General features: G+C 39.3%; 7 protein-coding genes. All 7 read right to left on the reverse strand.

Going from position 1 to position 7,172, the window contains the following annotated elements; all coding sequences use genetic code 11:
• Positions 1-145: 145 nt before the first annotated feature.
• The gene (locus tag IEW67_RS17105; protein WP_188634292.1) at positions 146-1,327 is read right to left on the reverse strand and encodes an iron-containing alcohol dehydrogenase; all 1,182 of its coding nucleotides are present in this window, start codon (positions 1,325-1,327) and stop codon (positions 146-148) included.
• A 317-nt stretch (positions 1,328-1,644) separates the two neighbouring features.
• Positions 1,645-2,367 carry a GntR family transcriptional regulator gene (locus IEW67_RS17110; RefSeq protein ID WP_188634293.1) on the reverse strand — a complete coding sequence of 241 codons (723 nt, stop codon included), beginning with the start codon at positions 2,365-2,367 and terminating at the stop codon, positions 1,645-1,647.
• Positions 2,368-2,720: 353 nt separating this feature from the next.
• Positions 2,721-3,143: a type II toxin-antitoxin system VapC family toxin gene (locus tag IEW67_RS17115; protein WP_188634294.1), complete on the reverse strand. Its 423-nt coding sequence runs from the start codon at positions 3,141-3,143 to the stop codon at positions 2,721-2,723.
• The gene (locus IEW67_RS17120; protein ID WP_188634295.1) at positions 3,130-3,399 is read right to left on the reverse strand and encodes a ribbon-helix-helix domain-containing protein; all 270 of its coding nucleotides are present in this window, start codon (positions 3,397-3,399) and stop codon (positions 3,130-3,132) included. The genes IEW67_RS17115 and IEW67_RS17120 overlap by 14 nt, the downstream gene beginning before the upstream one ends.
• 288 nt (positions 3,400-3,687) lie before the next feature.
• Positions 3,688-4,617: an LCP family glycopolymer transferase gene (locus tag IEW67_RS17125; RefSeq protein WP_188634296.1), complete on the reverse strand. Its 930-nt coding sequence runs from the start codon at positions 4,615-4,617 to the stop codon at positions 3,688-3,690.
• A gap of 907 nt (positions 4,618-5,524) precedes the next feature.
• On the reverse strand, positions 5,525-6,076 hold the full coding sequence (locus tag IEW67_RS17130; RefSeq protein ID WP_188634297.1) for a transposase: 552 nt from the start codon (positions 6,074-6,076) through the stop codon (positions 5,525-5,527).
• 312 nt (positions 6,077-6,388) lie between these two features.
• Positions 6,389-7,172 (reverse strand): hypothetical protein (locus IEW67_RS17135; RefSeq protein ID WP_229671924.1); only part of this gene is annotated, 784 nt, incomplete at its 5' end.

Here is a 7,172-nt window from a genome sequence, read left to right on the forward strand (position 1 = left end):
GTATACTTCCTTAATGTTTTCCGCAACAAGTGTCTCCACGATCGCTTCGCTTGGTGTCATTTTCTGTTTTTGATTGACTGCCTGCTTCATTGCTTCTGTTTGCTTAGCCATAATGTGAAATCCTCCCTCAATAATTAAATGATTATTAAACTACCTTTTCGCCTAATCTATGAAACAACGATTGATAAATATCTTCTATATCTTTAGCTGTCGGTTTTCTTCTGTTCGTTTGAATGCCATTTCCTGACAAGGCATCGTTAACGAGCAACTTTACCTCATGATCCCAATCATCAATCTTTTTAATAAAATTCTCCCCAGCTTCCCAAATCTTAAATTGACGATTGAAAACTTCTGTGATCTCAACTGCAGCTTCAGAAGTGTGTATAGAACTCGAGTCTGCATCAGCCCCTAAAGCAATGGCAATATCAGCATAACGATCCTCAGCACTTTCCAAGCCAAACCTTATGACAAAAGGTAACAGCAAGGCAACACTTAAACCATGAGGTATATGAAAGCGTGCCCCCAACGGACGTGCAGCAGCATGTGCAAGATTTGTAGAAGAATTCGAAAACGCAATTCCCGCGTAACAACTAGCCAAAAGCATGTTTTCCCTTTCCTTCAGATCTGCACTGTTTTCATACACAACCGGGAGTGACTTGCCAATCATCTGGATTGCTTTTAAAGCATATAAATCTGTCATCCTTGATGCCTTATTCGAGACATAAGCTTCAATTGCGTGGGTTAGTGCATCTAAGCCGGTAAAAGCTGTAAAATTCTCCGGCAGGCTTACGGTTAATTCCGGATCCAAAATAGCAGCATCCGGGATTAAACTATGGTGACCGGGATTCATTTTATAATCTGTCTCGGCATTTGTTATAACCATGACCTTCGTTGCCTCAGATCCCGTACCAGCTGTGGTAGGAACCGCTATTAATGGAAGACAATTTAAACGTGAATGTAATGTTATTTTATCCCACGCCATTTCCGGGTTAAGTGCGAATAATGAAACCGCTTTCGAAATATCGATGGCACTTCCACCGCCAACGGCTATCACACAATCGGCATTAAAATCTTGTAAAGTATCTAAGGCTTTATTCACATGGGCTGTTGTCGGTTCCCCTGCATAATCCGAAAACAAAGCAAAATCAATACCATCCTGCTTTAATGCATCCCCAACCTTCTCACTGATGTTCAAAGGAGACTGTGCTAAAAACGAGTCCATTATAACCAATACACGAGAAGCGCCATTTGCTTTTACGACTTCTCCAATTTGCTTCACAGAACCAATACCTGTCTTTATTTGATGGGGTAACGATAAAGTGGCCATTAAATACCTCCTTAGGCAATAATGATTAAAAGTAGCTCAGCTAAAATTGTAGCTACTGGTACCTACCAGCTAAGAGTTTAACCATATTAAAACATGTATTTATATGGCTGTCAATATATTTTGATGTATTAGAATATTTTAAAATTCCTTTTTTATAAAAAGAAGCCCACCTTCTTCATCAGGTGGGGATTGCAGGTTCGTGTTTGTATACCTATTTATTTTTAGGTATTCGCCTTGTCTTATAGTGGGTGTCAAGGTTTCTTATAAGGTCATCCATCATTTATACTTTCTGGCGTTATGATGAAAAACTTCCGTCCTTACTTTCCCCTTTGCACTAATTCAATATTAAAAGCATACATGTCTGATCTGAACACACTTTGCAAAAACTCTACTGGTTTTCCATCTGGGTCCTTAATCAAACGTTCGCTTAAGAGTACACTTGAATTCGTATCAATAGCCAAATATTCAGCATCGCTCTCTGTAGGTTTACCACTCATTATCATTTGTTGTGCTTTCCAGAGATTAACCCCTAATGAAGATTGAAGCAGATCATATAATACAGCTGAATGAAGATCAAATTCCTTTAGTTTATTCCCGATCTTGACAGGATAGTAGTGCTTTTCGATTACAATTGGAATATCATCTGCAAACCGCAATCTCCCAATTGAATAATATGTATCCACTTTAAGCTTTTCTTTTATTTTTTTGGAACATGAACCTTCCCCCTGGGAAAGCAGACGGGTTCCCGGCTCCATATTCATACTTCTAATCGTTTCAGTAATACTTCTGAATGACCCCAACCAATCCTGTACGGGTATCTTAGAGGTAAAGGTTCCCCGTCCATGTCTTTTGACTAAGATCCCTTCATGAACTAGATCTGATAACGCTAAGCGAATAGTGGTACGGCTCACGGAATACGTTTCCATCAATACCCTTTCACTTGGTATTTTGCCTGTATAATTCCCTTTTAAAACTTCACTTCTGATCAGTTCCTTTAATTGATTATGCAATGGTTCGGGACTATTGAAGTCTAGTGCCATCAGTTTGCTCCTTACCGTTAGATTGTGCATACATACACTCTACTTTGGAAAATCCAAACTATACAGGATAAACATTGGAGTGTGCAATTCCTCTTGCCTATTATAAGCTTATACTGAAACCATTACAATTCTTTCACCGGTCACACACTTGATTCAAACATGATTCGTATTGTTTTAAAACCTTTAGTTTATTGTTCCTCACCTTCCAAACTCCTTAATCCTCCCATGCACTTTCTTCACCTCTTTATCAGACATGATCTGATAGTAAATCCCATCAATCATCATCCCCTGTCCAGACATTTGATAGGTGCTGATATCCTTCCGGGCGCTGACGTTCATTTAGGCCCTACAGTTTAATATGGTACGACCTCAAAATCCACCAAATAAAAGTGATGATCAAATCCAAATACTTTGCTAATCTGCTCCTTATTCATCATAGCCATGCTGACTGCATCCACATAAGATAAACGTTGATCCGGAAAATCACGCAGTAGTTGTTCGGATAATTCAAGTGTGTCTCTTTCACCAATCATGACATCCAAAAAACCACTTGATTTTGACCGGTTGATAATGCCGAGAAAGTTGTCTGCATATTGAAATCCTTCACGATAGCGCAGCCAGGTATACGTTTCAGCGATTACATAACTGGAAGTAAAACGTTTCATGGATAAATCAAGACTTTCTAAATATGAACGAGCCTTGTTATGAAAATGATCCGTCTCCACAATCACCGCAATCCATGCCCCGGTATCGATAAATAATTTATCCCTCTTCATCTGTATCCCCTTTTTTACTCAAATAAATGTCCCTATCATGTGTCGTGGATCCATTTTTCACACCGTCTCTAACCATTCCAACCAGTTCAAACAGTGGATCTTCGGGGTTTGTTCGGTTACTTATCAAATAACTATCAATAGCTTCTCGGATGATTTCCGCTTCCGACTTGTCATTTCGTGCAGCTAATTGTTTCACCTGGCTATTTTGACCAGGATCAAGGTAAATTTGTTTTCGAATCCTTCTGTCATTTTCCATCGGCAATCACCTCATATACATTATATACTAAGTTGATAATGTATACAATAGCATACACAAAGGCACTCCCAAACCCTCACCTTGTAATGACGTAAATTCTGTCAAACGAGCCTGGTATCTAAGGAACGGAAATCCTATTGATTGAAAAAAACCTTACCAACATCTTGTCACTTGGATGCTTGGTAAGGTTTTTTGATCGTTGTTAATGTCTTTAGCGATTTCTTCAGGGATCAAAAAATTTATTTGAGTTCGTTTTTCATGTCTGCTTAGAGCTATTGGAATGCAAGTTTACGACCCAAACTCTTTAATCATCCCATGCACTTTCTTCACCTCTTCATCAGACATAATCTGATAGTAAATCCCATCAATCATCGTCCCTTGTCCGGCCATTTGATAGGTGCTGATATCCTTCCGGGCACTGCGATAATTGGATGCAAGATTACGCATATCCTCAAATTTCATATTGGTGACCATATTATCGCCGAGCACATCCATAATACCGTTTATTTTATTGACAACATTGAAGCTCGCACCTTTATTGATAACGCCTTGTATGACTTGACGCTGCCGTTCATTTCGTCCAAGGTCACCTTGTGGATCATTCTTGCGCATGCGCACATATGCCAGCGCCTCTTTCCCGTTAAGCTGCAGTTCACCTGTATCGAAAGAGTGTCCGCCCTGTTTGAATGCACGGTCATTATTGACGGTTATCCCGTCAACAGCATTCACTAATTGCTCCAAGCCTTCCATATTCATACGAACGTAATAGTCCAAGTCGATGTCGAGGAAGTTTTCCACAGTGGCAACGGACATTTCGCTGTTGCCAAACGCATAGGCATGATTAATCTTATCGACGGTTCCTCTTCCGACTATTTCAGTGCGTGTATCACGCGGGATACTGATCATCTGCATATGGTTATTGGCAGGATCGAGCGTCATCACGATCATCGTATCCGAACGGCCCTTATCATACTGCCGTTCATCCACACCGAGCAGCAGAATATTGATGGGTTCCTTCTTCGCGACTTTTTTCTTGGTTATATCCGTGTCAATCCCATCAATGGGTTTATGTAACTTCTTATCCACTGTTGTTTGAACATTATGCCAGATGGAATAACCGTAAGCAGTTCCGGCACCGATCAATACAACGAATACGATGAGTATAATCCATAACCATTTTTTCCTTTTTGGTTTATGCTTGTCCTTCCGCTTCACCATACAAAACACCCCTTCTTTCAAATATCCAACATCTATCAATCAACGATTTATCTGCTAAACAAATCTGTGTTAAATGATAATGATAAAAATACAGTTGTAATATTCTACCATACTTTGTCGCAATTTTGAAGAAAATCTTGATAAACCAGTATACATTAAGTGATTCACACCTATCCAACAACAGAAACACTTTATACTAATACCGGATACCAATGGGAGCGGGACGCGATGTGTGTGGTGTTTGAAGTTTATTAAACAAAAAATATCCCCCCCTCCTGTGCAATAACAATCTCCGGGAAAAATTATTCGACATATTACAACATTATTCGGGAGGTGACAGGCACCTCCATGAATTTATCAGTCAACTCTTTAAAGTCCTTTAAGCCAAGTACGTTCATGAAAGTTAGGTGCGAAATCGTGATCAACGATTCTGAAACCAAGCAAATCGTTTAAGTATTTGTTTATTGAAAAGCTACCGTTTTCATCAAACCTCTTACGATGAAGTTTTGAGACAATTGAATCATCATTCTTCACTCTCCCAGTAATCGGTATGCCTTTGGACGATGAAAACTCCATCACAACATCGGTGTATAGACCGTATAAGTGCGTGTTCAAAAAGGAGGATAAAAAGGACCAAGAAGTTCGAGGCGGCGCAGTTTCGAGCAGCGGAATGTATGCTTTTAAATACATGAGCAGCGGAGAAACAAGCCAACGAAGAAATTCGAAGTGTCATTTTTACCGGACTTTTTGAACAACCTCTATAACCCTATTTGATAACTTTTCATATACTTAAGAAAGTCTGTACCTATAAAATCGTCCATATTCTTTGGATCATCTGAAGTAACATGTCTGACTTGTTTCTTTTTAAGGTTAAATGTATTACCCTTTTGAGTTTCAAGCCACTCAATTATTCTTCCCTTTCCCTTCCAACAAACGCCTGGTATTTCCTGCGCTTCTCCCACTCATCTCCCGAAAAGTAATCCAAAATAATTGCCATGGTCAAAAGATGATGACGGGATGTATGCATATAATACCGATAACTGCTCCATTGATAGCTTTGTGGCTGTATTACCATGTTGGCGTCTACCGGATTCAAATGAATATAGCGGCTTACTTCCAGCATTCCTTGCTTTGAGTTAATCACTTTATCATAATACCGCTTTTCAAAGACATGGCCGGTGATTCTGTTTTTCGTGTTGTAATAGTCAGCATACCGCTTGTTGATGAGTGACATAACTTTGGAAATCGGCTGTTCCCTGGAGCGTATTTGCAGGTGGAAATGGTTGGTCATCAAACAATAGGAAGCGAGTTCAAAGGGGGTTTTCTCATTGACCTGTTGAAGCATATAGAGGAATATTTTAAAATCACCGTTGTCTTTGAAAAGGGCATCACGGCGATTGCCGCGACAGACCACGTGATAGAATGAATGTGGCACCCAAATCCGCTGTTTTCGACCCATCGTTACTTTATCATCCCCTTCTGATTTTCAAACTTTCCAGAACTCTGAATAGCACAACGCACGCCTGCCACCTATTAACATTATCATTCATCGTTCATCGGTTAAGCATAAAATACGCTAGAATTAGCCAAAAGTCAAAAACATTCGTTCGTAAGCAAGGCGCCTTTATTTCCCTTTTTAGCCCCCGAAAATTTAAGAACTTCCACGTTACGGCCATTCAGTCCAATATTAGGAAAAAAGAGCGACAGAAAATACCTTATTTGCAAAACATCGACACAAAACGACAAAATACGGGAAGTGACAGGCACCTCCCTAGGACAGGCGCCTCCCTAAGTATTCCTTCTTTTGAGATACCAATTTTTTTAGTTTTTCATTTCTTATATCAGACACTTTTTGGAATAGAAGGTTCATATCTTTATATGAGACAAATTGGTTAATTAGTATGACTTCCACATTAGCCACATTAGTAAAATACAGATAATCAAAGGTATCCGTAATGATGATATCCGTTTCGTGCAGAATGTCATTTGTATCTCTGAATTCTGTAACATCCAGCTTTGTAAACGCTCCATTTTCTCCTAAATATACTTCAAGCATCTCATTGGGATCAACAACCCCTTGCAAACGGGAAGTCAATAAAACGGAATGAATTTTTAAAGTATCGGAAGCCTGAATTTTTTTGTTTAAAACGGCGGCAAGATGAATGACAGAACTTCTGGAAAACATAAAGTCCCACCTTCTTTGCCATTCATAACAAAGGCATTGAACTAATTCATGTACATAACCTAAACTGCACGCCAGTGTAATAAGACCAGACTGCTTCGGTATATAATGCATGAATGGGGCAACGCTTCTTAATCTGGATTTCGCATACAAATTGAATATCTGCCTTAATAATTTAACTTCATTAGCTATAGAAATGTTCAGTTGACCTTCCATAAAACAAATGAATTGCCTGAACACATCATAATCATGTAAAGCATCACTTAATTCCAGCCAAAACAAGCCTGTTTTGTTCACAATTCTCCAGTTGATTTCTGTACTTTCCCGGCGTAATATGCTAAATTTTTTGCATATTGTTAGGGGGGTTTTTTTA

It is taken from the genome of Lentibacillus kapialis, from assembly GCF_014646635.1.
GTDB lineage: Bacteria > Bacillota > Bacilli > Bacillales > Amphibacillaceae > Lentibacillus > Lentibacillus kapialis.

Bases quoted from the DNA above. Each gene is read 5' to 3' on its own strand.
- IEW67_RS17130 (WP_188634297.1), bottom strand. From the start codon at position 6,076: ATGGGTCGAAAACAGCGGATTTGGGTGCCACATTCATTCTATCACGTG.
- IEW67_RS17120 (WP_188634295.1), bottom strand. From the start codon at position 3,399: ATGGAAAATGACAGAAGGATTCGAAAACAAATTTACCTTGATCCTGGT.
- IEW67_RS17115 (WP_188634294.1), bottom strand. From the start codon at position 3,143: ATGAAGAGGGATAAATTATTTATCGATACCGGGGCATGGATTGCGGTG.
- IEW67_RS17110 (WP_188634293.1), bottom strand. From the start codon at position 2,367: ATGGCACTAGACTTCAATAGTCCCGAACCATTGCATAATCAATTAAAG.
- IEW67_RS17125 (WP_188634296.1), bottom strand. From the start codon at position 4,617: ATGGTGAAGCGGAAGGACAAGCATAAACCAAAAAGGAAAAAATGGTTA.
- IEW67_RS17105 (WP_188634292.1), bottom strand. From the start codon at position 1,327: ATGGCCACTTTATCGTTACCCCATCAAATAAAGACAGGTATTGGTTCT.